The organism is Arthrobacter sp. MDT1-49-2 (assembly GCF_059090185.1).
On the sequence record NZ_JBNHFK010000001.1, the window covers coordinates 359,451 to 384,395 of the forward strand.

22 protein-coding genes and 1 pseudogene are annotated in these 24,945 nt (G+C 66.3%); 9 read left to right on the forward strand and 14 right to left on the reverse strand.

Annotated elements, in window-relative coordinates:
* Nucleotides 1–2: 2 nt before the first annotated feature.
* Nucleotides 3–752 (forward strand): SDR family NAD(P)-dependent oxidoreductase, encoded by a 750-nt coding sequence (locus tag AC5RTS_RS01640; protein ID WP_493990321.1) that lies wholly within the window; start codon nt 3–5, stop codon nt 750–752.
* Here the strand turns inward: AC5RTS_RS01640 and AC5RTS_RS01645 are convergent.
* The 5 genes and pseudogenes from AC5RTS_RS01645 to AC5RTS_RS01665 all read right to left on the reverse strand — a co-directional run.
* Nucleotides 749–2,110: an alpha-amylase family protein gene (locus tag AC5RTS_RS01645; RefSeq protein ID WP_493990322.1), complete on the reverse strand. Its 1,362-nt coding sequence runs from the start codon at nt 2,108–2,110 to the stop codon at nt 749–751. The genes AC5RTS_RS01640 and AC5RTS_RS01645 overlap by 4 nt on opposite strands.
* A gap of 92 nt (nt 2,111–2,202) precedes the next feature.
* Nucleotides 2,203–4,293, reverse strand: a complete 2,091-nt coding sequence (locus AC5RTS_RS01650; RefSeq protein WP_493990323.1) for a transglycosylase domain-containing protein — start codon at nt 4,291–4,293, stop codon at nt 2,203–2,205.
* 284 nt (nt 4,294–4,577) lie between these two features.
* Complete coding sequence (locus AC5RTS_RS01655) at nt 4,578–6,215, reverse strand: ribonuclease J (protein ID WP_493990324.1); 1,638 nt, start codon at nt 6,213–6,215, stop codon at nt 4,578–4,580.
* Nucleotides 6,216–6,469: 254 nt separating this feature from the next.
* Nucleotides 6,470–6,703 (reverse strand): zinc-ribbon domain-containing protein, encoded by a 234-nt coding sequence (locus AC5RTS_RS01660; protein ID WP_493990325.1) that lies wholly within the window; start codon nt 6,701–6,703, stop codon nt 6,470–6,472.
* A gap of 7 nt (nt 6,704–6,710) precedes the next feature.
* Nucleotides 6,711–7,010: pseudogene (locus AC5RTS_RS01665) on the reverse strand (DapH/DapD/GlmU-related protein); the annotation flags it as partial.
* Nucleotides 7,011–7,142: 132 nt separating this feature from the next.
* On the opposite strand from AC5RTS_RS01665, the gene AC5RTS_RS01670 reads away from it, so the two are divergent.
* The 5 genes from AC5RTS_RS01670 (at nt 7,143) to AC5RTS_RS01690 (ending at nt 12,983) form a co-directional block, all read left to right on the forward strand.
* Nucleotides 7,143–8,129 (forward strand): glycosyltransferase family 2 protein, encoded by a 987-nt coding sequence (locus tag AC5RTS_RS01670; RefSeq protein WP_493990326.1) that lies wholly within the window; start codon nt 7,143–7,145, stop codon nt 8,127–8,129.
* A 9-nt stretch (nt 8,130–8,138) separates the two neighbouring features.
* Nucleotides 8,139–9,125, forward strand: coding sequence for an alpha/beta fold hydrolase (locus AC5RTS_RS01675; protein WP_493990327.1), 987 nt, complete (start codon nt 8,139–8,141; stop codon nt 9,123–9,125).
* Complete coding sequence (locus AC5RTS_RS01680; protein WP_493990328.1) at nt 9,109–9,729, forward strand: L-threonylcarbamoyladenylate synthase; 621 nt, start codon at nt 9,109–9,111, stop codon at nt 9,727–9,729. The genes AC5RTS_RS01675 and AC5RTS_RS01680 overlap by 17 nt, the downstream gene beginning before the upstream one ends.
* A gap of 219 nt (nt 9,730–9,948) precedes the next feature.
* Nucleotides 9,949–12,210 (forward strand): alkaline phosphatase, encoded by a 2,262-nt coding sequence (locus AC5RTS_RS01685; RefSeq protein WP_493990329.1) that lies wholly within the window; start codon nt 9,949–9,951, stop codon nt 12,208–12,210.
* Nucleotides 12,211–12,359: 149 nt separating this feature from the next.
* Nucleotides 12,360–12,983 carry an SRPBCC family protein gene (locus tag AC5RTS_RS01690; RefSeq protein ID WP_493990330.1) on the forward strand — a complete coding sequence of 208 codons (624 nt, stop codon included), beginning with the start codon at nt 12,360–12,362 and terminating at the stop codon, nt 12,981–12,983.
* On the opposite strand, the gene AC5RTS_RS01695 is transcribed toward AC5RTS_RS01690, so the two are convergent.
* From AC5RTS_RS01695 to AC5RTS_RS01710, 4 genes are all read right to left on the reverse strand, one after another.
* Nucleotides 12,932–13,597, reverse strand: a complete 666-nt coding sequence (locus tag AC5RTS_RS01695) for a YqjF family protein (RefSeq protein WP_493990331.1) — start codon at nt 13,595–13,597, stop codon at nt 12,932–12,934. The two genes, AC5RTS_RS01690 and AC5RTS_RS01695, sit on opposite strands and share 52 nt — an antisense overlap.
* A 142-nt stretch (nt 13,598–13,739) precedes the next feature.
* A complete protein-coding gene (locus AC5RTS_RS01700) occupies nt 13,740–15,329 on the reverse strand; it encodes an ABC-F family ATP-binding cassette domain-containing protein (protein ID WP_493990332.1) in 1,590 nt (529 codons plus the stop codon).
* Nucleotides 15,330–15,418: 89 nt separating this feature from the next.
* A complete protein-coding gene (locus AC5RTS_RS01705) occupies nt 15,419–15,706 on the reverse strand; it encodes a hypothetical protein (RefSeq protein WP_493990333.1) in 288 nt (95 codons plus the stop codon).
* Nucleotides 15,707–15,873: 167 nt separating this feature from the next.
* Nucleotides 15,874–16,323 (reverse strand): Fur family transcriptional regulator, encoded by a 450-nt coding sequence (locus tag AC5RTS_RS01710; RefSeq protein ID WP_493990334.1) that lies wholly within the window; start codon nt 16,321–16,323, stop codon nt 15,874–15,876.
* A gap of 130 nt (nt 16,324–16,453) precedes the next feature.
* Between AC5RTS_RS01710 and AC5RTS_RS01715 the strand changes: the two genes are divergently transcribed.
* The 3 genes from AC5RTS_RS01715 to AC5RTS_RS01725 all read left to right on the forward strand — a co-directional run bounded on the left by AC5RTS_RS01715 (nt 16,454) and on the right by AC5RTS_RS01725 (nt 18,495).
* On the forward strand, nt 16,454–16,918 hold the full coding sequence (locus AC5RTS_RS01715) for a GatB/YqeY domain-containing protein (protein ID WP_493990335.1): 465 nt from the start codon (nt 16,454–16,456) through the stop codon (nt 16,916–16,918).
* 77 nt (nt 16,919–16,995) lie between these two features.
* The gene (locus tag AC5RTS_RS01720) at nt 16,996–17,577 is read left to right on the forward strand and encodes a TetR/AcrR family transcriptional regulator (protein WP_493990336.1); all 582 of its coding nucleotides are present in this window, start codon (nt 16,996–16,998) and stop codon (nt 17,575–17,577) included.
* 81 nt (nt 17,578–17,658) lie between these two features.
* Complete coding sequence (locus tag AC5RTS_RS01725; protein WP_493990337.1) at nt 17,659–18,495, forward strand: SMP-30/gluconolactonase/LRE family protein; 837 nt, start codon at nt 17,659–17,661, stop codon at nt 18,493–18,495.
* A gap of 9 nt (nt 18,496–18,504) precedes the next feature.
* Here AC5RTS_RS01725 and AC5RTS_RS01730 read toward each other — a convergent pair whose 3' ends face one another.
* From AC5RTS_RS01730 to AC5RTS_RS01750, 5 genes are all read right to left on the reverse strand, one after another.
* On the reverse strand, nt 18,505–19,731 hold the full coding sequence (locus tag AC5RTS_RS01730) for an acyl-CoA dehydrogenase family protein (protein WP_493990338.1): 1,227 nt from the start codon (nt 19,729–19,731) through the stop codon (nt 18,505–18,507).
* A 63-nt stretch (nt 19,732–19,794) separates the two neighbouring features.
* Nucleotides 19,795–21,072 carry an ion channel protein gene (locus tag AC5RTS_RS01735; protein WP_493990339.1) on the reverse strand — a complete coding sequence of 426 codons (1,278 nt, stop codon included), beginning with the start codon at nt 21,070–21,072 and terminating at the stop codon, nt 19,795–19,797.
* A gap of 96 nt (nt 21,073–21,168) precedes the next feature.
* Nucleotides 21,169–22,644, reverse strand: a complete 1,476-nt coding sequence (locus AC5RTS_RS01740) for an MDR family MFS transporter (RefSeq protein ID WP_493990340.1) — start codon at nt 22,642–22,644, stop codon at nt 21,169–21,171.
* Between the two features lie 131 nt (nt 22,645–22,775).
* Nucleotides 22,776–23,105 (reverse strand): hypothetical protein, encoded by a 330-nt coding sequence (locus AC5RTS_RS01745; protein ID WP_493990341.1) that lies wholly within the window; start codon nt 23,103–23,105, stop codon nt 22,776–22,778.
* Between the two features lie 26 nt (nt 23,106–23,131).
* Nucleotides 23,132–24,712, reverse strand: a complete 1,581-nt coding sequence (locus AC5RTS_RS01750; protein WP_493990342.1) for a cation:proton antiporter — start codon at nt 24,710–24,712, stop codon at nt 23,132–23,134.
* Nucleotides 24,713–24,945 lie beyond the last annotated feature (233 nt).

A 24,945-nucleotide genomic window follows, 5' to 3' on the forward strand; every position in this document is an offset into this window, starting at 1 on the left:
GCATGAAACTCAGCAACAGGACCGCAATCATCACCGGAGGGGCGGGCGGGATCGGCCAGGGAATCGTGCGGCGGTTCCTCGCCGAGGGCGCCAAGGTGGCCGTGGTGGACATCGACCAGGCGCAGGGTGACAAGCTGCTGGCCGAGCTCGAAGGCAAAGGCGACGTCATCTTTATCGCGAAGGACATCTCCAAGCCTGAGAACGCCGAAGCCATCGTGGCCGAAACCGTGGCGCGCTTCGGCGGGCTGGACATCCTGGTGAACAACGCCCATGCCTCCAAGCAGGCTCCGATCATGGAAACCACGCAGGAAATATGGGACCTGTCCTTCAATACCGGCACCATGGCCACCTTCCACCTGATGCGGGCCGCCTACCCCGAGCTGAAGAAGACCCGGGGCAGCATCATCAACTTCGGCTCGGGGGCCGGCATCAAGGGCCTGCCCAACCAGGTTGCCTACGCGGCGGCGAAGGAAGCCATCCGCGCCATCTCCCGCACGGCCGCCAACGAGTGGGCAGCGGACGGCATCCGCGTCAACGTGGTCTCCCCCGTGGCGCTGACGCCGGGCATTGTCCAGTGGAGCAAGGCCTTCCCGGACGCGTACCAGGAGGTTGTCGACGGCGTGCCGCTGGGCCGGCTGGGTGATCCCGAAACCGACATTGCCCCGATTGTGGTGTTCCTGGCCAGCGATGATTCCCAGTACCTGACGGGCCAGACCCTGATGGCCGACGGCGGGACCATCAAGCTCTACTAGCCGGCAGCAGTACCGAGCACGGCCCACCCGCCGCCCGGCAATGCCAGCTGCAGCCCCGGAACGTCCAGTCCGCCCTCGCCGGCGAGCACGTCCCGGGCTGCAGCCGGCACCGGAACTTCCGCGGCGGCGGCGGCGGCATTGAGCGCCACGAACAGTGAGTTCCCGGCGTCGTACACCTCGTAGACAATCTGCTCGTTGCTCAGCGAGTGCACCCGGGTGCGCCCCGCATGGATCCAGGCGTGCCGTCGGCGCAGGCCAATCAGTTCGCGGTGGAGCCGGTACAGCGGCGCACCGACATCGGAGAGTTCGGCGGGGCCGGCGGGAAACAGCGGCCGGATGTCATCGTCTCCCCCGGCCCGGTCCTCCTTGATTCCCCGGTAGCCCTGCTCGTCGCCGTAGTAGATGGCCGGGGTGCCCGGCAGGGTCAGCAGCAGCACGACCGCCTGCGCCAGCCTGCCCGACGGCGCCAGCCGGCTGGCAATGCGTGTCACGTCATGGTTGCCGACAAAGGTCAGCGGCACGAAGGTGTCCAGGAACGTATTGTGCCGCTCCAGTGCGGCGGCCAGTTCGTAGAAGTTGGCGTCGCTGAGCGAACTCCAGACCGCCTTCCACAATTCGTACTGTGTGACTGCGTCCAGTTTTCCCTCGCGGACCTCCGCCGGGTAATCGCCGTGGATGTACTCCCCCACAAAGTAGGCTTCCGGGAACTCGGACCTGACTTCGGTGAGCACGCGGGCCCAGAAGGCCGATGGCACGGCGTAGGCGGCGTCCAGCCGCCAGCCGTCAATGCCCCGCCGGAGCCAGTGCTTCATGACATCCGCCACGAATTCCGCGACGGCCGGTTCGGCATGGTTCAGCGCCACCAGATGGTGGTACCCTTCGAAGTCGCCGTACTCCGGCTCGCTCCCGGGCTTCCAGCCGTCCGGCCAGTCAAGGTGGAACCAGCCGGCCGTTCCAGCCGCTGGTCCCTGTTCCAGCGCTTCCCTGAACGGGGCAAAGCTGCGGCCGGTGTGGTTGAACACCCCGTCCAGCAGGACCCGGATGCCGCGGGCCCGGGCCGCACGGATCAGCTCGTCGAAATCGTCACCGTCGCCGAGCCGGGGGTCGATCCGGTAATAGTCCGTGGTGTCGTAACCGTGGGATTCGGAGGCGAACACGGGGCCGAGGGCAAGGCCGGACGCGCCCATCTCCACCAGGTAGTCCAGCCAGCCCGCCAGATGCGGCAGCCGGTGGCGTATGGGGTCTTCACCGGCAGCCGTTTGCGCAGCAGCCTCGCCAGCCGTCTTTTCCGCGCCCGTGAACCCCAGGGGGTAAACGTGCCACCACACAGCGTGCTGCACCCAGTCCGGCGTCGTCATGTAACAGGTGACCTTTCAATAGTCCTCGCGTCCCCGTCCAGTCTGCCATTACCGCCAGGCCCGGGGCTGCAGCACGCCGGTCCCGCCTGCGGCTAGCGCAGCTCTGCGGGAACAGCAGGGAAGGTCTCGGCGGAGTAGAGGCCGGCAACAGCCTTCATGTACTGCGTCCACTGGGCACCGGCGAGGGAGGAACCGTCCACGTAGGAACGGGTGACGCCGTTGATTGCCTGGTTATTCAGCGACGTGTAGGAGTTCCAGTTGCCGACCCAGGAGGCCGTGGAAATACCCGTGGTGTAGCCGACCGTCCACGTCTGTTCGGACTGGTCGGTGGTACCGGTCTTGGCTGCCGCGGGTACACCGATGGGGCTGATGCTGCCCGGGGCGCCGTTGACCAGGTTCTGCAGCGGCAGGGTGACGGCGGCCGCCACCTCCTCGGAGATGGCACGGGTGCAGTCTTCGCCCGGGACCTCATACGAGTTGCCGCGGCCGTCGGTGACCTCGGTCAGCGCCGTGGGTTCGCAGTACTGCCCGCCGCTGGCGAACGTTGCGTACGCTGCGGCCATGGTCAGCGGTGAAACTTCCTGTCCGCCAAGCACGAAGGACGGGCTGGTAACCTCCAGGGGTTCCCCGTCGACCGCCCGGTGCACGCCCATGCTGGTGGCCGTATCCCTGATGTCGCACAGGTCCAGCAGCGCAGCCTGGGCCACCGTGGCGGTGTTGACCGACTGGGTGAGGCCCTGGCTGACGGTCATCGGCCGTTCGTAGCCCTCGCTCGCGTTCTTGAACTTCCACTCGTCGAATTCGGTGTTTGCCCCCAGGCATTTCGCCTGCCAGCCAAACCCGGCGGGATAGGAGGTGCGGGTGGCGTCAATGGTGTCGCTGAGGGCCCGGCCGGATTTCAGCCACTGGGCCGTGGTGAAGGGTTTCATGGTGGATCCCGGCTGGAACCCGTAGGGGGTTCCGCCCATATCGGCATCCACGTTGAAGTTCAGCTGGGTCCTGCCGGCCCCGGGTTCCGGCGTGTACACCGTGTTCTGCGCCATGGCCAGGATCTTGCCCGTTCCCGGTTCAACGGAAACCATGGCCGATCCGGCGCCGGAGGCATCACCGACGGGCACCTGCGCCTCAATCTGTGCCTGTGCCTCGGCCTGGAGGCGGGAATCGAGGGTGGTGCGGATGGTCAGCCCGCCCCGGGCCAGGAGTTTGGCACGGTCCTGCACATCTGCTCCGAAGGCTTCGGACTGCAGGATGGTCTGCTCCACGTAACTGCAGAAGTACTGGGCGGTTTCCGCGCCGGTGCAGCCGGAAGTGACGGTCTGGGGGTTCAGGTCCAGGCCCGTGGCCACGGCCTGTTCGTACTCGGCCTGGCTGATCTTTCCGTTCTTCAGCATGGCGGCGAGGACCGTGTCGCGGCGGGCCTGGGTGCCCTCGGGGTTGGTGAAGGGGTTGTAGTGGCTCGGCGACTGCACCATGCCTGCCAGCATGGCCGACTGCGCCGGGGTCAGCTGCGACGCTGAAACGCCGAAGAAGCTGCGCGCCGCGGCCTCCACCCCGTAGGTCTGCCCGCTGAAGAGCACAATGTTCAGGTACCCCTCAAGGATTTTCTCCTTGGTGTACTGCTTCTCCACGGCGACGGCGAGTTTGGCTTCGCGCAGCTTGTCGCCCAGGTCCTTGGTGCCGCTCAGGGTCAGGTCGCTGCCGCCCTTGCCCGCTGCAATGTCGCGGTTGATCAGGACGTTGTTGACGTACTGCATGGTCAGCGTGGAGGCGCCCTGGGTGTCGCTGCCGCTGGCGTTGGAAGCCACGGCACGGGCCACGCCCTTGAAGTCGATGCCGTTGTGGTCGAAGAAGCGCGCATCCTCAATGGAGACAATCGCGTCCTGCATGCTCTGGGAAATCTGGTCCAGGGTGACCGGGACACGGTTCTGCGCGTAGAACGTGGCCAGGAGGACACCGTCGGCGCTGTAGATCTTGGAACCCTCGTCCAGCGGACCGGTTTCCAGCTCGTCCGGCAGCTGGTCCAGGACCTCGACAGTCATGTCCGTGCCGGTGGCCGCCACTGCTGCCACGGGGATCAGGGTGGCTGCGGTCAGTACGCCGGCGAGCAGGCTGACGAGGAGGAAGGCTGCCACCCGTCCGGGCAGGGGAAGTCGTTCCAGGAACGAGGGTTTGGGGGCTTGCATCCGGCTAAGTTATCGGTTTTTCCTGTGAGCGCTCCGGCGCCGGCGGATGCCCGGAAGCGCCCTGCGGGGCGGCCGCACCGGCCTGCCATCCGCCGTCCTTCCGCGTGCTGGCGGGGATCAGGCGGCACCCCGCGCCCCGGGGCCGGTCCGCGGGAACCGGGATGCCGCCCGCCGGGGGGAGAACAAAATCACACGGCACGGCGGTTCACGGGCCCCGGTTAACGCAAATCCGGCCCGCAGCATAATCGCTGCGGGCCGGAGCACGGGACGGGTCCCCGGGCTAGCTACGCGTCAACAACAATCGCCGTGATGGCGGGCGTACGGTTGTAGAACCGGCGCATCCAGTTGGCGACGGCGCGCTCGATGACATCTTCGAGATCCTCGCCCTTGGGGCCGCGGCGGCTGCCGGACGCCGCGTTGGCCAGGGCCTTCTCCACGGCTTCTTCGGCCTTCTTCAGGTCCTCTGACTTGACGGTGAAGCCCTTGGTGAAGAACTCGGCAGGCTCGGCGATGGTGCCGGTATCGGCATCGACCAGGGCCAGCACCGTCACGGCGCCCTCCTCGGCCAGCTGCATGCGCTCCTTCAGGGTTTCCTCGGTGGTGTGGCCAACGCTGTCGCCGTCCACGAACACCAGGTCCACCTGGTGCTTGCCGGAGATGGTGGCCCGTCCGCGGCGCAGGTCAACGGTCATGCCGTTCTCGGCAATAACGACGTCGCGGGGATCCATTCCGGTCGCCTCGGCGATGGCTCCGTTGGCCTTGAGGTGGCGCCATTCGCCGTGCACCGGCATCACGTTGCGCGGCTTGACGATGTTGTAGCAGTAGGCGAGTTCGCCGGCGCTGGCGTGGCCGGAGACGTGCACCTTGGCGTTGCCCTTGTGCACCACGTTGGCGCCGATCTTGGTCAGGTTGTTGATGATGCCGTAAATGGCGTTCTCGTTGCCCGGGATCAGCGAGCTGGCCATGAGCACGGTGTCGCCCTCGTGGATGCGGATCTGGTGGTCCTTGTTGGCCATCCGGGACAGCGCAGCCATCGGCTCGCCCTGAGAACCGGTGCAGATCAGCACCACCTTGTGGTCATCGGCGCGCTGCAGCGACTTGAAGTCCACCAGGATGCCCTTGGGGATGTTCAGGTAGCCCAGTTCCTCGGCGATGGTCATGTTGCGGATCATCGAGCGGCCCACGAAGGAGACCTTGCGGTTGTAGCGCGATGCCGCGTCGATGACCTGCTGGATGCGGTGGATGTGGCTGGCGAAGCTGGAGACGATGATGCGGCGCGGCGCGGTGCGGAACACCGTGTCGATGGCCGGTGCCAGTTCCTTTTCCGAGGCCATGAAGCCGGGAACCTCGGCGTTGGTGGAGTCGGTGAGGAACAGGTCCACGCCCTCAACACCCAGCCGGGCGAAGCCGGTGAGGTCGGTGATGCGGCGGTCCAGCGGGAACTGGTCCATCTTGAAGTCACCGGTGTGCAGCGCCATGCCGGCTGCGGTGCGGATGGCAATGGCCAGGCCGTCCGGGATGGAGTGGTTCACGGCCAGGAATTCCAGGTCGAAGCCGCCGATGGTGCGGCGGTCGCCTTCCTTGACCTGGATCAGCTTGGGCTTGATCCGGTGTTCCTTCAGCTTGGCCTCGATGAACGCCAGGGTCAGCTTGGAGCCCACGATGGGGATGTCCGAACGCTCGCGCAGCAGGTACGGCACACCGCCGATGTGGTCTTCGTGGCCGTGGGTCAGGACAACAGCCACAACGTCCTGCATGCGGTCACGGATGGCGCTGAAGTCGGGCAGGATGAGGTTGACGCCGGGGTGTTCCTCTTCGGGGAAGAGCACGCCGCAGTCAACAATCAGCAGCTTGCCGTCGAACTCGAAAACGGTCATGTTCCTGCCGATTTCGCCGAGGCCGCCAAGATTCATGACTCGCATGGTTCCCTTGGCGAGTTCCCGGGGGGCTTTTAGGACGGCAGGTGTTCTATTCACGGATGATTTTTCTTTCGTTGGGGATTGGATTGCAAAGTGGAATGGCAGCCGTGCGGCGGCATTCCGAAAGTCTGTGGTGCGGCCAGAACAGGGCCGTCGGCTGTGGTGCTTACGTCTATTCTATTGACTTTTCCGGCGCGCCGCGGACCAACGGGTTTCCGGGAGCGTCACCGTGCCGCCGGAGACGGCGTTTTTGCGGGTCAGGCCCGCTCGAGGGCGTTCTTCTGTCCGCGGCTGATTTCGGTGCTTTGTCCGCAGTTCGAACAGGTGAAGGCGTAGCGGCGGCTGGTGGTGAGGACCGGGATAAAGAACAGCGTGAAGCGGTTGGCGCGCTCCTCCACGTACTGCTGCGCGTAGGCTCCGCAGTACTGGCAGGTGGCCGGGCGGGAAAACAGGGCACGCACAACGGTCTTGAATCCGATGATGAAAAACATGGCAGTCCTAGAGTGTGCGCAGGGGTTTGGCCGGGTTGCCCGCGACTACGGTATTGGGCGGCACATCACGCGTCACGACGGCGCCGGCACCCACGACGCTGTTTTCTCCCACGCTCACGCCGGGGAGGATGATCGCCCCGCCGCCGACCCACACGTTGTCTTCAATGCGGATGGGCCTGGCGGCTTCGAGCTTGTCGCGGCGCGGTGCCGGTTCCACCGGATGGGTGGGGGTCAGCAGCTGGACGTTGGGCCCGATCTGGACGTCGTCGCCGATGGTGATGGCGGCGACGTCGAGGGCGGTCAGATTGAGGTCCCCGGCAAGCATCCGCTCGCGCATGCTGCGGGTATCTCCGGGGAAATAGTCGCGCTGCTCCATCCGCCTATCCTACGGTATTTACTAAGCTTGCTTAGCACTAACGGGTCGGATATCTTCTCAGCCATGGAAGCGCCCCTCCGGCCAGATGCTGAATACATTCTGCCGCTGAAATGGTCAGACGACGGCGGCCTCGAGGAGCTGTGCGAATACCTGGCGGTCCTCTGCACCTGCCTGCCCGTCCTCGTGGTGGACGGGTCCGGGAAGGAACGCTTCGCTGCCCACCGCCGCGCCTTCCCGTCCGCGGTGCGGCATTACCGGCCCGGACATCCGGAATGCCTCAACGGCAAAGTGGATTCCGTCATGACGGGGCTGGACCTCGCCCGGGCTCAGTACCTGATCATTGCCGACGACGACGTCCGCTACACCCCGGCGGGATTGAACGGCATCCTGGAGCTGCTGGCGGGGGCCGACGTCGTTGTCCCGCAAAACTACTTCACTGCCCCGCTGCCGTGGCATGCCCGGTGGGACACCGGGCGCATCCTGCTGAACCGCGCCTTCGGAACCGACTACCCCGGCACCCTGGCGGTGCGCGTTGAGGTTCTGCGACGGGCAGGCGGATACAGCGGAAACGTCCTGTTCGAGAACCTGGAACTGCTCCGTACCGTCCGGGCAGCGGGCGGCCGCGAGCTGCACGCCGGGAACCTCTTCGTGGCGCGCCTGCCATGCTCAACCGTCCACTTCTTCGGACAGCGGGTGCGCCAGGCCTATGACGGTTTCGCGCAGCCGTTGCGGCTGGCCGCTGAGCTGTCCCTCCTGCCGCTGCTGATCTGGGGCCTGCACCGGCCGCGCCGGTTGTCCGTCCTGGCCGGCCTTGCAGTGTCCGCGGCTGAATTCGGCCGGCGGCGCCGCGGCGGACGGCAGGTTTTCCCGCCGACGGCGGCACTGTGGGCGCCGGCATGGCTCACCGAGCGGGCGGTCTGCATCTGGCTGGCGGCTGCACGGCGGGTGGGCGGCGGTGTCCCGTATTCCGGCACGCGGCTGAGGACCGCCGCGCATTCGGTCCGCGCCCTGCGCCGGCAGCTTCACCGCCAGCCAGTCCGGGTGCCGTAGGTTGGCGGGATGGAAAGTGTCCGGGACAGCGGTAGCCACGGTTGGGTAGCGGTGCCGCAGGCCCGCATCTACTGGGAGGCAAGCGGCAATCCGGCCGGAACTGCGGTCCTCTACCTGCACGGCGGCCCCGGCAGCTCGCTCGGGTCCGGCGGCTACCGCAGCCTGCATGATCCTGCGCGGTTTTACACCGTCGGGATCGATCAGCGCGGCTGCGGCCGCAGCACGCCGGCCGCGCAGGATGATCTCGGGCGCCTGCACCTGAACACCACCGCAGCGCTGATCGCGGACATCGAAGCGGTGCGGGCCAGCCTTGGGATCAGCCGGTGGGTCGTTACCGGAATCTCATGGGGCAGCACGCTCGCGATGGCCTATGCCCTCCGACACAGGGACCGTGTCATCGGGCTGGCCCTGGCTGCCGTAACCACCACCAGCCGTGCCGAGGTGGACTGGATCACCGGCGGCGTCGGACGGTTCTGCCCCGAAGCCCTGGCAGCGTTCAGCCGGGATGCACGGGCACTCCCCGGCGAGCGACCCGTGGAAGCCTACGCCCGCCGTCTGGCAGGCGGGGACCGCACGGATGCCCTTGCCGCTGCCGGCGCCTGGCAGCGGTGGGAATCGGCGGTTGCGGCTCTGGAACCCGGTGCGCCTGCCGGGCCCCGTTTCGACGGCGAGCGCAGCCTGGGGACGTTCGCCCTGCTGACCACGCACTACTGGGCACAGGACGGTTTTCTGCCCGGCGACGCGGCGATCCTGGCGAGGGTGCGGGAGCTGGCCGGCACACCTGCCCGGCTGATCCACGGGCGGCACGATATCGGCAGTCCCGTGGGTACGGCCTGGGAGCTGCACCGGCGATGGCCCTCCAGCACTCTGACGGTGGTCGAGGATGAGGGGCATACGGGCCCGAAGGCCCTGGCTTCCCTGAGCTCTGCGGTGGAGCAGCTGAGGGCCGCAGACAGTGCTCCGCCGGTAGGCTTTGACCATGGCCAGATACTATGACGTCCACCCCGACAATCCGCAGCCGCGCTCCATCAACCAGATAGTGGATACCGTCCGCTCCGGGGGCCTCATCGCCTACCCCACAGACTCCTGCTATGCGCTGGGCGTCCAGCTGGGCAACCGGGAAGGTGTGGAACGGATACGGCAGATCCGCAGGCTGGACGAGAAGCACCACTTCACCCTTGTCTGCCGGGACTTCGCACAGCTGGGCCAGTTCGTCCAGCTGGACAACTCGGTGTTCCGCAGTGTCAAGGCCGCCACCCCGGGCAGCTACACCTTCATTCTGCCGGCCGTGAAGGACGTTCCCCGCTGGCTCTCCCACCCCAAGAAGCGGACGGTGGGCGTACGGATCCCGGATAATGCCGTTGTCCAGTCCATCCTCGCCGGTCTGGGGGAACCTCTGCTCTCGAGCACGCTGCTGCTGCCCGGTGATGAGGAGCCGATGACAGAGGGCTGGGAAATCAAGGAGCGCCTGGACCACCAGGTGGATGCCGTCATCGACTCCGGCTTCTGCGGCCCCGATCCCACCACCGTCATCGATTTCTCCAGCGGCGCCCCGGAAGTGGTCCGCCGCGGAACCGGGGACCCCGCCCCGTTCGAGTAGCCGCACCCGTGCCTCGTGCCCCGCGGCAGCGAAACGGCTGCCGCGGGGCACGTTTATGCCTCCCCTCGGTTGACTCCCCGGCAGCCGGTACAGAGTGTTGCACGCGTCAGGGCGGCCTTCACCGCTAGCACTCACAGGGGAATCCACATGAAAAAGACGGTTCGGACACTATCAACGGCGATATTGGGCATATGCGTCCTGGCAGGATGCGGAACCGGGGTGGGGCTGCCGGCCACCGGCGGCGGCCACAGCACCCCCACGGCAAGCCCCACCAAGCCGCCCCGGCCTACGGAGACGCCGGCTCCCACCGCCACACCTACTGCCACCCCCACGCAGAGTCCCTCCCCTACGGAGAGCCCCTCCCCTTCGCCCAGCCCGACGGACGGCGGAGGCGACGGCGGCGGAGACACTGACGAGTCGGTGAACGTCATCCTCATGGTCGGAGACGGCATGGGCACCAGCCAGCGCGATGCCATCCGGCTCGCATCCGTAGGCCTCACCGGGGAAACCGCCATGGACTCACTTCCCGAAGTGGGCAGGGTGCACACCAACTCCGCGGACGAGGAAACCTTCGTCACCGATTCCGCCGCCGCCGCCACCTCCATGGCCACCGGCGTCAAAACCTACAACGGCGCCATCGGGATGGATGTGGACCGGCAGCCGGTCACCACCGCCCTGGAAATCGCCGAGGACCTGGGCAAGGCCACCGGGCTGGTCACCACCAGCCAGGTCACCGACGCCACTCCGGCCGCATTTGGCTCCCATGTGCTGGACCGGGACGAGCAGAGCGCCATTGCCGCCCAGTTCCTGCGCAGCTCGCACCCGGAAGTCATCCTGGGCGGCGGCGAAGACCACTGGTACCCGGAGGGCAGCCCGGGCCGGTACCCGGACAATCCTGCCGAGGACCCCTCGGAGGAGAGCGCCGGCACCGAAGGCAATCTGGTCGAGGAGGCCATGGACCAGGGCTACGAATACGTGTGGGACCTGCCGGGCCTGCAGGCCGCACAGGGAGACCGGATTCTGGGACTCTTCGCCAACGAGGAAATGTTCCAGTACGGCGACGACGTCGAGGAAACCTACAACCCCACGGTTCCGCTGACGGAAATGACGCGCAAGGCACTCTCCGTGCTGGACGGCAACCAGTCCGGCAACGGCTTCTTCCTGATGGTGGAGGAAGAAGGCATCGACGCCTTCAGCCACGTCAATAACGGCGCCCTCACCATCGAGTCCGGCATTGAGTTTGACCGGTCAGTGGCTTTGGCCAGGGAGTTCGCCGAGCAGGACGGCAATACGCTGCTGATCACGGTTGGAGACCACCAGACCGGCGGGATGGTTATCGAACCGCTGGGCGGCGCAGACCCGACCAATCCCGACAGCCCGGTACAGGAGGAGCCCTTTGACGTTGCCGGTTCGGAGCAGCAGTTCCGTATTGACTGGACCACCAACGGCCACACCGGTGACGACGTGCCCCTGACGGCCATGGGGCCGGGCGCCGAAATGCTGACCGGGGTGTACGAGAACACCCGCATCTTCGACGTGATGGTGGAAGTCATGCAGAACGGCACCGAGCGCGCCTTCGACCTGCAGTCCCACCGCGGCGGGCGGGGGGAAAACACCGAGGAATCCCTCGCCGCCTTTGCCCACTCCCTGGAACTGGGGGTCACCACCCTGGAACTGGACACGCACCTGACGGAGGACGGGAAGGTGATTGTCTGGCATGACGACACCATCCAGCCCGAGAAGTGCGCCGACACCGGACCGGCTACGTACGTTGATCCGGAGTTCCCCTACGTCGGTGACCGGGTGGCCGAGCTCAGCTTGGCGCAGATCCAGATGCTGGACTGCGGATATGCCCAGTTGCCGGGCTACCCGGAACAGGTCGTGTCGCAGGGGAATACCATTGCGGAACTGCGGGACGTGTACGCGCTCGCCGACCGGTACGGGGCGGACACGGTCCGCTTCAATGTGGAGACCAAGGTCGAAGAAGGGCTGGCCGGCGGTCCGGGCAGCGTGGCGCTGACGCAGGCGGTTGTCAATGAGGTGCGGGCAGCAGGCAAGGCGGACCGCACCACCATCCAGTCCTTCGACTGGTCCACGCTGAACCTCGTAGCCGAGATAGCCCCGGAGCTGGTCCTGGTGGCCTTGGCGGGGACCCCGGAGGAGCTGGGCGTGGGGCAGCCGGGCGCTGCACCGGAACTGGGCGGCATCGACATTGATGACTTCGGCGGATCGGTTCCCCAGGCGGCCGCTGCCCAGGGGTACGACGTCGTCTCCCCCATCGCCACCAGCGTCACTCCCGCGATGATCACCGAGGCCCACGGCCTGGGACTGACCGTTATTCCCTGGACCGTGAACGAGGTGGCGGACATGAACGCGCTGATCGACCTGGGGGTGGACGGCATCATCACCGACTACCCCACCAGGCTGCGGACGGTGATGGCCGAGCGCGGGCTTCCGCTGCCGCCGGCCTACGCGGTCTGAGTCCGCCGGGTAGTCGGGCCTTCGGACTGCCGGCAGTCGAGCCTTCGGGGCTGCCGGGTAGTCGGGCCGTCGGGGCTGCCGGGTAGTCGGGCCTTTGGGGCTGCCGGCCCCGTTTCCCGGCACTTCGGCAGTGATGGCATGCTGGTGGAATGCCCGGTCTCTATGTCCTGCCCTCCAGCTGGCTGCTTGATGCCTCCCCCGAAGACGTATGGAACACTGTGGCCGGTCCGGAGATGGACTGGCCACATTGGTGGCCCGGCTGCACGCAGCAGGACGTTTTCCCGGATCCTGCCTCAGCCGGAGACCCCGTCGAAGCACTGCTCTCCTCGACCGTCCGGCTGCAGTTCCGCGCGGCACTGGGCTACAGCCTGTCCATCTCCCTGCGTCCCACCGCGGTGCGCCACCCGGTGTCCATTGTCTTCGATGCCACCGGCGATCTGGCGGGCAGCGGACGGATCACCCTGACGTCCCTGGCGGCCGACGGCGGCGGGATGGAGCCGGGCGGGGAGGCATGCGGGTTGGAAGCATTCGGGTTGGAAGCAGGCGGGTTGAAGCCGGGGCGGACGCGGATGGACATCGAGTGGCGGGTCCGGCCGACCCGGCGGTGGATGCGCCTGCTCACCCCGGTTGCCCGGCCGGTCCTCACAGCCGCGCACGCTGCGCTGATGCACCGCGGCGAAAAGGGCCTGCAGCGCCGGTTGCGCCGCACCCCGGGAGCGGTTCAGGCCACCCGCCGGGGCCGTCCGAACAGGGTGTCCACCCCGGTGGAATAATGCACGGTATCCGGCGGACCGGGAACCTCCAGTCCGGCTGCCGGGACCAGTTCGTCATAAAAGTGCGTTAGCCGGGCGGGGCGCAGCGGCCAGGGGCGGTGTGAGTTGGGGATGAATACCGTCCTGCCGCCAAATCTCGCGTGGAGTCCGAAGCGGGCAGTGAGCCACAGCGCGAGCTCGTCCTCCGCCTGCCGGGCGTCGTCCGGGACTGCGGCGAACGATGAGCGTGCCTGCCTGCCGAACCGCTCGACGTCGTACCCCCATGCCGTCCCGGAACGGGTGGGCACGCACCGGGACCAGACATAGGGAATGTGCAGCGAGCGGGCCAGCAGCACCGGCGCCAGCCGTGACGCGTCCAGGGAAAGGAACAGCACTCCCCTGCTGCCGTCCGCGCCGCGTGAGTACAGCCGTACGTTGATCTCGGTGAAAGAGCCGACGTAGGGCAGTCGCACCCGGCCCGCGAGGCGGGTCTTTCTGGCGCGGAAACCAATGAGCCCCACCCAGGTGTCCCCATGGAGGACGTCCGGTTCCACACCGGGCGGCATAAGCGCTGCGGCCGCAGAAGGCCGGATACGCCAATGCAGGAAGACCGCGTCCGCCCAACTCTGGGCCATTAGCACCGGAGGCGCCACCGGGGGCCCGGCAGGTCGCGGCCGGTTCATACTGCGGCCGTTCATACTGCGCCGTTCATACTGCGCCCGTGCACACCCATCGCGCCAACGTAGCAGCGGGTATCCCCTCCTGCCAGAGGTCCCGCTAGGCTTCGCGGATTTCAACCTCACCCGGGGCGGCCCCTTCGGCACCAAAGATGAGGCGGCGGGTGGCAATCTTCTCGGTGAAGAACCTGTCATGGCTGACCACAAGCACGGCACCGGGGAAATGCATCAGTGCCCGTTCCATCACCTGGGTGCTGGACATGTCCAGGTGGTTGGTGGGCTCGTCGAGCAGCAGCACGGGGGCGCCGGAGAGCAGGCACTGGGCCATGGCCACCCGGGCCCGCTGGCCGCCGGAAAGGTTGCCGATCTTCTGCGTCAGGTCCGCTTCGGAGAACTGGAACATGGTAAGGAACCGGTTCACGGACTTTTTCGTGGCACTGAAGGCAAGGGATCCCGGCAGGGCGTTGACCGCGTGGGTGACCGTGTCGCCGTCGTCGAGCGCATCGAGCATTTTGTTGTAGGAGACCATGGACGGGCCCTTGGGCCAGCTGACCTCGCCGGTATCGGGGGTTTCCTCGCCCGTAAGGACACGCAGCAGGGTGGTCTTGCCGCTGCCGTTGGTACCGGTAACGGCAATCCTGTCCCCGCGGTTGATCTCGAAGCTCAGGTCGGAGAACAGGACCTTTTCGCCGTAGGACTTGGACAGTGAGCGGAAACGGCCCAGGACGTCCTTGACGTGCAGCCCGGCATAGATGCCGGTGATGATTTCATCCACCGGGCGGGGTGCCCGGGACTTCTTGATCCGGGCCAGCTGGCTGCTCAGCCGGCCGCCGGCCTTGGCCGCCTCGCGGCGGTCTGCAATGCCCTCGGCTTCAAAGGCCAGCAGCTCGGCTTCATGCACGAACTGGGCCTGCAGGGTTTTCAGCCGGAACTGCTTCTGCACCACGTACTCGGCGAAGTTTCCCGCGTATTCGTGCAGATGGAAGTTCTCCACCTCCACGATGCGGGTCACGACGGCGTCCAGGAACTTCCGGTCATGCGAGACAATGATCGCCGCACCGCGGAAATCACGGAACCAGCCCTCCAGCCATTCCACGCCGTCCACGTCCAGGTAATTGGTGGGTTCATCAAGCAGCAGTACATCCGGCTGTTCAAGCAGGATCTTCGCCAGCGCCGCCCGGTTCCGCCACCCTCCGGAAAGTGCATCGATGGCGCAGGTGCGATGCGCTTCGGTAAATCCGAGGGTGGTCAGGACGGCATCAATGCGGCGGGGGTAGTCCCAGCCGTCCAGCCGGTCCATGGTCTCAAACAGTTCGGACTGGCGGCTGATGAGCCGGTCCATCTCCTTCTCCGCGGGGCCGGCGGCTATGGCGGTGTCTATGCCGGCGAGCTCCGCCTCTACGTCCTTGATCTCTGCAAAGACGCCGTCAAGCACCTCGGTGATGCTGGCCTGCCCGTCCAATTCGGAGAACTGGGAGAAGTAGCCGATCTTCAGGCCCGGTTCCACCGTCACTGACCCGGAATCCGGTTCCAACCGGCCCAAGACGAGTTTGAGGATAGTGGACTTGCCGGATCCGTTGCGTCCGATCAGCCCGATCCGGTCCTTGGGCTCCAGGCGCAGGAACGCCTCGCGAAGGACCTGCTTGTTTTCGAACGATGTGTTGACGTCCTGCAGCCGGATCAGGCTCATGGTGTCCTCTCATAGGGGTCGGTCTTCCTCGCCCCGCGGGACAACGAGCATTCAGCTTATCGGCCGCGCACGTCCCGGCATGCCGCTGCCTAGCCCCGGAAGGTGTAGCTTCCCTTGGCGCGGCGGCGGCCGGATGCACCGTCCGCGGTGGTGTAGGTGCCTGCCGGGCGGGTCCGCTGGCTCGCGGCAGTGACGTAGCTGCCCCGGGGACGGGCGGCGGGGCGCGCTGCGGCAGCCGTGTCATAGCGGCTGGTGTAGCTGCCTTCGGGGCGGACCGCGGCTGAGGCCCGCTCCGTGGGTTCGGTGCCGGCGGGCCGCAGGGCGTGGTCCTGGGCGTTGTTTTCGCGGGTGGCAATCGGGTTGATCAAAATGGTCATGGTTCTCTCCTCGGATAACGCGTTGTGGTGAGACTCGGGCCGGTTCCTTCCACCGGTCTGCACGAATGCAGGCCGGGGCAAGGGCGGCTTTCCGGGCAGCGTGAAGCCCGGAAAGGGAAAATCGCCATTGAAAGGGGGCCCGCCGGTGGATCGACGGTGGGTGCTGTCTACGGGGCGGAGGATTCCGCCAGCTGCCGGCAGCTGCTGCAGATGCCGCTGAAAGTCACTTCAGCGGCCAGTACGGTGAAGCCGGAATCATCCGACGGCGCCAGGCAGGGTGCCTGGCCAATCACACAGTCAACGTCCCTGATCCTCCCGCAGCGAATGCACACCAGATGGTGGTGGTTATCGCCCACTCGGGACTCGTAGAGGGCCGGTGAACCGGCAGGGTCAAGCCGTCGGGCCAGACCTGCCTCGGTAAAGGCGGCCAGGATGCCGTACACCGCCTGGGCGGATATGGCCGGCAAACCCTGGCGGACAGCCGCAAGAACCTGCTCCGCACTTGAGTGCGGGGCGTTCTGCAGCACCCGCAGAACGGCCAGGCGCTGCGCGGTGACCTTCAGTCCGGCGGTCCGGATATTGCCGGCCAGCCGTTCTGTGTCTGCGTCCGTCTGCATACAAAAACCCTATCAGTTGTTTTGAACCACTCAAGACAACTTTGCCCCTTTTGGACTGTGATTCCGGACGCTGTGACCGCCGCCTCCCGGGTAGGGGAGGATGGAGGAGTCAGCGAAAGAGGAACACGGTATGGGAACGCTTAAAGAGCAGCTGCAGCAGGATATGAAGGCCCACATGAGAGCGGGCAACCGCACAGCGCTGACCACTGTCCGCAATGTGCTCGGCGAAATCGGCACCCGGGAGAAGTCCGGAAAGACACCCGTGGAGCTCGATGACGCGCAGACGGTCTCGCTCCTGCAGAAGGAGGCAGCCAAGCGCCGGGACACCGCGCGGATCTATACCGAGGCAGGGGAAACGGACCGTGCGGCGGCGGAAATCGCCGAAGCAGAGATCATCGAGGCGTACCTTCCCGCCGCCCTGGGCCGGGCCGAGGTGGAGGCCATCGTGGACGAGGAGATTGCCGCGCTGCGCGCCGGCGGCACGGAACCGACCATGCGGCAGATGGGGCAGGTCATGAAACCGGTGACCGCCCGGGTGGCCGGCCGCTTTGACGGTAAGGCCGTCAGCGAGATCGTCCGCTCGCGCCTGGCGTAACCGGGGCCCGCGCCGCGGGCGGGCCCCTGTTACTCTGGTGGCTAAACGCTCATTATGTTCAGAGACCGGAGGACCAGGTGCCCGCAACGGATACGGGCCAGCGCCTGCTGGAATCCGCCACCGAGGCCTTCGCAGCCAAGGGTTTCCACGGAACCACAACCCGGGACATCGCTGCAGCTGCAGGGGTGACGCCCGGCGCCGTCTACGTCCACCACCGGTCCAAGGAAGAGCTGCTGTACAGCATCTCGAAGCTGGGCCATGAGCGGACCCTGGAACTGGTGCAGGCCGGAATGGCTTCCAGCACGGATCCCGTGGAGCAGATCCGCAACGTGGTGCGGGACTTCGTGGAATGGCAGAGCAGCAACCGCACCAAATCGAGCGTGGTGAATTTCGAGCTGGCCGCCCTCAGCGATGAGCACCGGGCTGAGGTTCTCCAGATCCGCCGCGCGGTGGACGCCGAGTTCCGGACCGTCGTCGACCGCGGCCGCGAACTGGGCGTATTCTCGGTGCCGGATACCGGGCTGGCGGTTTTCGGGCTCCTCTCGCTGTGCGTCGATGTGGCCCGCTGGTTCCGCGCCGACGGCCGGCTCAGCGCCGCCGACGTCGCGGCGAACCACAGCATGCTGGCCTTGCGGATGCTTGGTGCTGCCGGCTCCTGACCCGCGCTGCCTGTTCCCCGCCCTGCACGGGCGACATACTGTAGCTGCACACTGGTACACCCGGATGAAGCGAGGCGCATCATGGCGGAACCGGCAACCCTGGCATCCGGCATCGGAATGGGCGAATCCGCACGCTGGCACGGCAATGAATTCTGGTTCGCGGACTGGACCGCCGGAACCATCTCCGCGCTGGACGCGCTGGGAAACCTACGCCGCGCCGCAGCGGTGCCTTCCTTTCCCATCAGCTTTGACTGGCTGCCGGACGGGAGAATGGTGGTGGTCTCCGGCAGCGACGGCACAGTATTGGTGGAAGTCCCCCACGCCGGTCTGGTCCCCCTGGCCGACCTGCGGCGGCTCTCCGACCACCCCTGGAACGAGATTGCCGTGCACCCCGGCGGCAACATATACGTCAACGGGATCGGCGGCGACTACGCCGCCGGCGCGGGCAGCGACGGCCTTATTGCCTTGGTCCGGCCGGACGGATCGGCGCAGACCGTCGCCGGCGGCCTGTCCTTCCCCAACGGCATGCTGGTCTCCTCCGACGGCAGTACCCTGGTAGTAGCGGAGTCCAACGCCGGCCGCCTGGCATCCTTCGCCATCAACGCCGACGGCACGCTCACCCCGGCGGGCGAATGGGCCGGCCTTCCCGGCAGTGCGCCGGACGGCATCTGCTGGGACGGATCAGGCGGCATCTGGTTTGCCGAAGTGCCCGGCGAGCGGTGCGTGCGGATCAGGCCGGGCGGTGACGTCGTGGAATCCGTGCAGCTGGAACAGGGCTGCTTCTCCTGCGCGGTGGGCGGTGACGACGGCGGACTCCTTTTTATGATGACCGCCCAGTGGCCGGAGGCTATGGACCCGATGGCGGGGAACACCGGCAGGGTGCTGGGACTCCGCGTGCGTGAGCCCCGGCACCCGTAACGTGTCCGCCTAGGCGAAGGCCGAGAGTCCGGTGATGTGCCGGCCCAGGATCAATGACTGCATGGTGTCGGTGCCCTCGTAGGTGAAGACCACCTCCATATCGGTCAGGTGCCTGGCCACATGGTTTTCAAGCAGCAGCCCGTTGCCGCCCATGATGTCCCGCGCCTCCTGGCAGATCCAGCGGCCCTGCCGGGCTGCGAACATTTTCGCCATGGAGGCCATGGGGCTGGTCATCTTGCCGGCATCGGCCAGCTGGTTGAGGCGGAAGCATGTCATCTTGATGGCGGTGAGCTGGGCGAGCATATTGGCCAGCTTGTTCTGCACCAGCTGGAATCCGGCAATCGGCTTGCCGAACTGCACACGCTGCTTGGCGTAGGCAACGGCTATCTCATACGCAGCGACAGCATGTCCCAGGGCCTCCCATGCCACTCCCCCGCGGGTGGCGGCAAGGACTTTGTTCACATCCTTGAAGGAGTTGCAGTTTTCGAGCCGGTTGGCCGCCGGGATGCGCAGGTTCTCAATCACAATGTTCGGCTGGAGGACGGCACGCTTGCCCATTTTCCCGGTGATGACCTCGGCGTCGTAGCCGGCCGGGTGGCCCTCAGCGCCCTTCTCCATGACGAAGGCCTTGACCGCCCCGTCGGCTTCATCCCGGGCGTAAATGATCACGATGTCCGCAAAGCTGGCATTGCCGATCCAGCGCTTACTGCCGTTCAGGACGTAGAAATCGCCTTCGCGCCGGGCGGTCGTCTCCAGGGATACAGAGTCTGACCCGTGCGCAGGTTCGGTGAGCGCAAAGGCGCCGATCTTTTCAAACCGGGCCATGGCCGGCAGCCAGCGCTGCTTCTGTTCCTCGCTGCCGAGCATGTCAATGCTGCCCATGGCCAGTCCGGAGTGGACTCCGAAGAAGGTATTGATGGAGCCGTCTCCGCGCGCCAGCTCGGCAGCGGCGATGGAGGCCGACATCCGGCTCATGCCCGGGCACCCGTATCCCTTGATGGTGCCGCCGGCAATGTTGAGGGCTGCGAGCTTGGGAATCAGCTCGTACGGCACCTCGGCGCGCTCCCAATAGCCGTTGATCACCGGCAGCAGGTCCTGGTCGACGAAGGCGCGGACACGTGCCTGCACGTCCTTTGTCTCCTCATCCAGCATTTCGTCGAGCAGGTAGAGGTCGGCATCGACGTCGGCGACGTCGTTCGGATCGAACGCGGGACGGACGGACTGAAGGACGGTCATCGGGGCTCCTGACGTAAGCACTAACTAATCGTTCATTTAGTATGGCGTCCGTCACACCCGTGGTCAAGGATTCTTTGGTGTCGGTTGTTCGGCGAGCATGTGCGGGGCGTTGGTCACCACCAGCCAGGCCGGGAGGACCGCCAGGCAGAGCACACCCGTCACGGATGCATCGCCGGTGATCACCACCCCAATGAAAAGGGCCAGCCAGCCGTCCCGGGCGACGGCGAGCACCAGTCCCAGCACGGCAGCGGAAACGGCCAGCCCCACCGGCACGCCGGGAATAAAGCCTGCAACTGCCAGGCCTGCAGCAACGCCGATGAACACCGCCGGAAAGATCCTCCCGCCGCGAAAGCCTGCCGCCGCCGCTATCACCAGCGCAGCGAGTTTCACCAGTGCCAAACCGAGCAGGGACCACGGCCCTTCGCCGGCCGGATCCTGTAGCAGCCGCTCCGACTCGGCCGCGCCCTTGAACAGCGTCACCGGCCCGCCGATCACGCCCAGCACACCGAGCAAAGCCCCGCCGAGCGTTGTGTACAGGATGGGGCTGCCCAACCGGCGGAAGCCGCGGTGCACCCGGGCAAAGACCGCCGCCCCAAGCAGGCCAAACGCAGCCGCCAGCGGGGCGATCAGCAATGCCGCCGCCACGTCCCAGCCGTCAGGGGCGCCCATGGCCGGGAGCCGGATCTGCAGCAGCGTGCCACCGAGCAGGGTCATGGTCACTGCTCCGGCACCGGCGGAGACCAACGGCAGGAAGAGCCTGTCAAACAACGCTCCACCCGCGCGCATGGCACCGGCCAGCCCGGTAAAGAGCAGTGCGGCAGCTACGGGTGTTCCAAAGAGCGCGCCCACGGTTCCTGCGACGGCGAGCCCCGCGACGACGCGGGCAGGGATCCTGGCGAAGATCCGTCCCGACAGCGCCGCCAGCAGGGCGGTATTGATGGCGATGACCGGGTTTTCGGGTCCGAGGCTGACGCCTCCGGCCAGGCTGAGGACCGTCGCGGCGGCGAGGCCCGGCACCACGCGCGGCGGCAGCGCCGGGCCGCCCAGCTCCGAAGCTGCCGAATCCGGACCCGCATGGCCGGGCGCAAACCGTACGGTCAGTCCCACAGCGAGTCCGGTAGCTGTCAGGGTGCCCAGGATCCACCAGCCTCCTGATGGATCCGCCCCGACAGCGCCGGGCAGGTCCACCCAGACGGCGTGCTCCAGCAAAACGCCCAGCCGGTCGAGGCCCCAAAGGACCAGGGCGGACACCACGCCGAACAGGACCGCCGGACCCGCCAGCGCCAGCAGCGTCCGGACACGGTTTTCCCGAATTGTCTGCCTGTGCTCGGATTCGGACATCTTGCCACTTCCCGGAGTGCAGTGCCTGCGACGAAGCGGATTGCACGTGCATTACCGAGGATAGTGGCCGCCGCTGCCGTGCAACAGGCACCCGACTTAGTGCATGGCTACCCCGTCAGGCAGTTCGTTCACCGGCCGGCGGACAAAGAAGGATGCCGCCAGCGCGACCAGGGAGATCACGGCACCCCAGAAGAAGGCGGTATGGATTCCGGCAGCTGCAGCCGGGATCCCCGCCATACCGTCATTGACCGCTGCGGTGGTGCCCGCCGTCATCAGCGTGATGAAGACGGCCGTGCCCGCGGCTCCGGCCAGCTGCTGGAGCGTGTTGATGATCGCGCTGCCGTGCGAGTACAGCGAGCGGTCCAGGGAGCCCAGTGCAGAGGTGAACAGCGGGGTGAAGATGAAACCGAGGCCGGCGTTCAGGAAGCAGTGCAGCAGGATCACCAGCGGCACCGGAGAGTCCTGGGTCAGCAGGGTCATCCCCCAAAGGGAACCGCTCAGTACCAGGGCGCCGGGGATAACCAGCGGGCGGGGACCGAAACGGTCAAAGAGACCACCGACAATCGGGGACAGGATTGCCATGACCGCACCGCCGGGCAGCAGCAGCAGGCCGGTTTCCAGTGTGGACAGGCCCAGCACGTTCTGCAGGTAAAGCGGAAGCACAATCAGGCAGCCGAACAGGGCCATCATGCTCACCAGCACCATCACCACGGCTACGACAAACGGCTTGCTCGTGAAGGTGCGCAGGTCCATCAGCGCCCGGTCCTGCCGCTGGAGCACCAGCTGGCGGTAGACGAAGCCGGCCATGGCCAGTGCGCCGACGGTCAGCGGAACCCACAGCGGCATCAGTTCATTGCCCTGAGCCGCTTCACCGATGCTGCTCAGGCCGAAGATGATTCCGCCGAAGGCAAACGTGGAAAGCACTATGGACAGGGCATCGAAGGGAACCTGCCGGGGTTCGGTGAGGTTGCGGATGAAGACCGTTCCCAGGACGAGGGAGAGCAGGGCGATGGGCAGCACCAGCCAGAACATCCAGCGCCAGTCCAGTGCGTTGAGGATGATGCCTGAAACCGTCGGCCCGATGGCCGGGGCCACGGCGATGACAATCGAGATGGTTCCCATCATGCGTCCCCGCCGGTGGGCAGGCACCGCGTTCAGCACCGTGGTCATCAGCAGCGGGATCATGATGGCCGTGCCGCCGGCCTGGATGATCCGCCCGCCCAGCAGGGCCGTGAAACCGGGGGCCAGGGCAGCCAGCAGGGTGCCGGCGCTGAACAGAGACATGGCCGTCATGAACAGCCCGCGCATGGAGAAACGCTGCAGCAGGAACCCGGTCGCAGGGATCACCACGGCCATGGTGAGCATAAAACCGGTAGTCAGCCACTGGGCGGTGCCCGCAGTGATGTTCAGGTCCGCCATCAGCCTGGGCAGCGCCACGCTCATGATGGTTTCGTTCAGGATGACGACGAAGGAGGAAACCAGCAGCAGTCCGATGGCGGTTTTGGTCCGCGGATCCAAAGCACCGGGTGCCGGTGTCCGTCCTGCACGTTTCGCGGTGCCCGCTGCGGGCACGGTTGAAGGGTTGGTTTGGGGGTCAAGACTCACAGGGGTGGAATCCAATCAAGCAGAGTTCTGCGGGCACACGGCAATCGCGGCCCGGCCTGCCATCCTATGCGGTTGGGCCCGTCGCGGCTCAATCCGGACTAGCCGAAGCCGATCACAAGCAGACCAAAGCCCAGAACGCAGGCAACCACCAGCCACCAGCCGAACACCACGGCCAGCGCAGCCATAATCAGAACCATGAGCCACGTCGGCTGCACCCGGTTGCGCAGCCAGCCGAACACCAGGGGCGCGGCCAGCAACAGCATAAGAAGTGAACCGAGGATCAGCGCCAGCAGCACGGTGACCAGCACCGGCTCGGGCAGAACCCACAACTGCAGTATCACCACAGCAACCGCCAACGTGATGGCCGCCGCCGCCTGCACCAGCCATGCCAGCCCCAATAGCGGCCAGGTCTGCTCGTTGTTGCTCATAGTCCCGCAGTCTAGCCGCGGGGAGTCTAGTGACGGCCCTTGTAGTCCAAGGTGACGGTCCGCAGATCCAACCGACGCAGCACCCGGTCCACGGCCTCCGGGTCCGTCCCGGGCCTTCGCCGGGCTGCGAGCACTTCGCGCCGTGCCGCGTCCAGGGCTTCGCGTTGAACCGCATCCATGATTTCCAGGGTGGCCTTGCGGTCCAGCATCTTCTGCGGATCCGGTTCGTCGTCTTCCTGCAGCATCGAGTGCAGCGAGGACATCCGCTTGGCGAGCACGGCCCGCCGTTCCGGCGGAAGCTGCCCAATGACCGGGGAGCGCTTCATGCTTTCGACGGCCGCCCGTTCCGCGCGATGCGCCAGTTCGCGTTCCTTGCGGTCCACGTCCCTGTGATTGTTGGGCAGTTTCAGGACCCGCATCAGCCAGGGCAGGGTCAGGCCCGGTATAACAAGAGTGACCACCAGCACGGCCGCCGCGCACGCTACGACAAAGTTGCGCCCGGGCAGGGTTTCTCCGGACATGGTGGTGCCCGGCAGCGCAAGGGCCAGGGCCAGGGTTGCGAGCCCGCGCATGCCGCACCAGGTCAGCACCAATACTTCCTTCAGCGAGCCGGGAACGCGGTTCATCTCGGCGCCTCCCACCCGGTAAATGCCGAGCATCCATAGGAACCTAACCGCGAGGACCGCCACACAAACGGCAGCAATTCCGGGGATAAAACCAAGCAGTTCCGCGCCCTCGTCCTCAATGATGTACCGCATTTCAATGCCCACCAGCCCAAAGGCAACACCGGTTGTCAGCATCTCCACCACGTCCCAGAAAGCGGTGCGGGTCAGCCGTTCCTCGGAATCCTGCGGACGTGCACGCCGTCCCAGTTCCAGTGCGGTGACCACCACAGCCACCACCCCGGAGAAGTGGGCTTCTTCAGCAATCAGGTACACGGCATAGGGCGCCACCAGGGTAGCTGCCGAACGGGCCACCATGTTCGGCACAAACCGGTTCAGGCTGCCCACCAGCCAGGCCATGCCCAGGCCCAGGAGGACGGCTCCCGCAGCACCGATCAGGAATCTGGGCACCACATCCCACCCGACCTCGCCGCCGCTGGTGCTGGCCGCCACCGCGGCCTGGAAAATCACGATGGCGATGGCGTCATTGAACAGCCCCTCGGTCTGCAGCACGGTGATCAGGCGCCGCGGCATCTTCACCTTGCCTGCGACCGCTTCCACCGCCACCGGATCCGGCGGCGCAACGATGGCACCCAGGGCGATTGCTGCCGGCAGCCCGAGGGCCGGAATCATGGCCCAGGACACCCCGGCGACCACCGCTACCGTGACCGCCACCAGGGCTACGGCCAGCAGCACCAGGGAACGCCACCGTAGCCGGAAAACGGACCAGGAGCTCCGCTGGGCTGCGGCGTAAAGCAGCGGAGGCAGGAAGAGCGGCAGGATCAGTTCGGGGTTGATGTGAATCTCGGGGATTACCGGGAGGAAAGCCACCAGGGCAGAGAAGATAAGCATCAGTACCGGGTAGGGAAGCCTGATGCGTTCGCCTAGTCCGGCAGCCAGTACGGTCCCAAACAGCAGTCCGATGAGCAGTACCAGGAATTCCATGCCCTCAGTACCCCGTTCCTGCGGCCGATGGCGGGCAGCTGCTGTGTTCCATATGTTTCCGGATCTCTCGCGTTTCCTGCAGTTTCCGCGCCTATTATCGCATTAGCCGAAACCCGGTGCCGCAGCACTGTCCCGGCGGCCGGAATCACGTGGAGGGGTGGCGATCATCATGACCTTCCGGCCTTGCAGACGGAACGGACCCGGAGTTCCGGAGCTAGCATTAAATGATGGGT

What these genes read in the sequence shown, in the direction of transcription:
- AC5RTS_RS01640 (WP_493990321.1), top strand. Translation starts at nt 3, where the DNA reads ATGAAACTCAGCAACAGGACCGCAATCATCACCGGAGGGGCGGGCGGG.
- AC5RTS_RS01645 (WP_493990322.1), bottom strand. Translation starts at nt 2,110, where the DNA reads ATGACGACGCCGGACTGGGTGCAGCACGCTGTGTGGTGGCACGTTTAC.
- AC5RTS_RS01650 (WP_493990323.1), bottom strand. Translation starts at nt 4,293, where the DNA reads ATGCAAGCCCCCAAACCCTCGTTCCTGGAACGACTTCCCCTGCCCGGA.
- AC5RTS_RS01655 (WP_493990324.1), bottom strand. Translation starts at nt 6,215, where the DNA reads ATGCGAGTCATGAATCTTGGCGGCCTCGGCGAAATCGGCAGGAACATG.
- AC5RTS_RS01660 (WP_493990325.1), bottom strand. Translation starts at nt 6,703, where the DNA reads ATGTTTTTCATCATCGGATTCAAGACCGTTGTGCGTGCCCTGTTTTCC.
- AC5RTS_RS01670 (WP_493990326.1), top strand. Translation starts at nt 7,143, where the DNA reads ATGGAAGCGCCCCTCCGGCCAGATGCTGAATACATTCTGCCGCTGAAA.
- AC5RTS_RS01675 (WP_493990327.1), top strand. Translation starts at nt 8,139, where the DNA reads ATGGAAAGTGTCCGGGACAGCGGTAGCCACGGTTGGGTAGCGGTGCCG.
- AC5RTS_RS01680 (WP_493990328.1), top strand. Translation starts at nt 9,109, where the DNA reads ATGGCCAGATACTATGACGTCCACCCCGACAATCCGCAGCCGCGCTCC.
- AC5RTS_RS01690 (WP_493990330.1), top strand. Translation starts at nt 12,360, where the DNA reads ATGCCCGGTCTCTATGTCCTGCCCTCCAGCTGGCTGCTTGATGCCTCC.
- AC5RTS_RS01695 (WP_493990331.1), bottom strand. Translation starts at nt 13,597, where the DNA reads ATGGCCCAGAGTTGGGCGGACGCGGTCTTCCTGCATTGGCGTATCCGG.
- AC5RTS_RS01700 (WP_493990332.1), bottom strand. Translation starts at nt 15,329, where the DNA reads ATGAGCCTGATCCGGCTGCAGGACGTCAACACATCGTTCGAAAACAAG.
- AC5RTS_RS01705 (WP_493990333.1), bottom strand. Translation starts at nt 15,706, where the DNA reads ATGACCATTTTGATCAACCCGATTGCCACCCGCGAAAACAACGCCCAG.
- AC5RTS_RS01710 (WP_493990334.1), bottom strand. Translation starts at nt 16,323, where the DNA reads ATGCAGACGGACGCAGACACAGAACGGCTGGCCGGCAATATCCGGACC.
- AC5RTS_RS01715 (WP_493990335.1), top strand. Translation starts at nt 16,454, where the DNA reads ATGGGAACGCTTAAAGAGCAGCTGCAGCAGGATATGAAGGCCCACATG.
- AC5RTS_RS01725 (WP_493990337.1), top strand. Translation starts at nt 17,659, where the DNA reads ATGGCGGAACCGGCAACCCTGGCATCCGGCATCGGAATGGGCGAATCC.
- AC5RTS_RS01730 (WP_493990338.1), bottom strand. Translation starts at nt 19,731, where the DNA reads ATGACCGTCCTTCAGTCCGTCCGTCCCGCGTTCGATCCGAACGACGTC.
- AC5RTS_RS01735 (WP_493990339.1), bottom strand. Translation starts at nt 21,072, where the DNA reads ATGTCCGAATCCGAGCACAGGCAGACAATTCGGGAAAACCGTGTCCGG.
- AC5RTS_RS01745 (WP_493990341.1), bottom strand. Translation starts at nt 23,105, where the DNA reads ATGAGCAACAACGAGCAGACCTGGCCGCTATTGGGGCTGGCATGGCTG.
- AC5RTS_RS01750 (WP_493990342.1), bottom strand. Translation starts at nt 24,712, where the DNA reads ATGGAATTCCTGGTACTGCTCATCGGACTGCTGTTTGGGACCGTACTG.